Raw genomic sequence first — 506 nt, 5'->3', positions numbered from 1 at the left:
ATAATTTGCTAGTCAGGTTAATGCGTCAAATAGCAGCGTTAACCCAACAAAACACCCATTAAGGATAATAATATGGCAGTTTTTTTGACAGATGAATGGTTTGAGCAAGTGGAGAAAATGGGTAGTGAAGCAGGTGAGTTAAACTTACCACCAGCGCTTGCTAACATGATTGTTAATCTAAAAGTATCTGATACTGAGAAAGACATCGAAGCCAACTTTGCCGATGGTTTATTACATCGTGGTCTAAATAGTAATGGCACGACGACATTGTTATTAGATCGTAGCATTCTACAGTCTATCATCACTGATTTTGACACCAACCAAATTATGGGTGCTTTCATGAGCGGTAAAATTCGCGTTGAAGGCGATATGTCACAATTGATGGCAGTACAGACTGCTCGTCCAAGTGCTGAGCAAAAAGAGTTATACAAGCGTATCAAATCAATGACGACGATGGCTTAATCGTTTGTATCGAAGATTTGTAGATCATAAGCAATAGGAAGTTG

Annotated in this window: 1 protein-coding gene; it reads left to right on the top strand. The window is 38.9% G+C overall.

The window, feature by feature from the left end; all coding sequences use genetic code 11:
* Positions 1-72: 72 nt before the first annotated feature.
* Entirely contained in the window at positions 73-462 is a 390-nt protein-coding gene (locus ACS8FC_RS21210; protein ID WP_238036986.1) for an SCP-2 sterol transfer family protein, read from the top strand.
* Positions 463-506: the final 44 nt, after the last annotated feature.

Source organism: Psychrobacter sp. 1Y4, assembly GCF_051847555.1.
The sequence above is the reverse complement of the archived record's forward strand: the minus strand, read 5'-3'. Positions and strand labels throughout refer to the sequence as shown.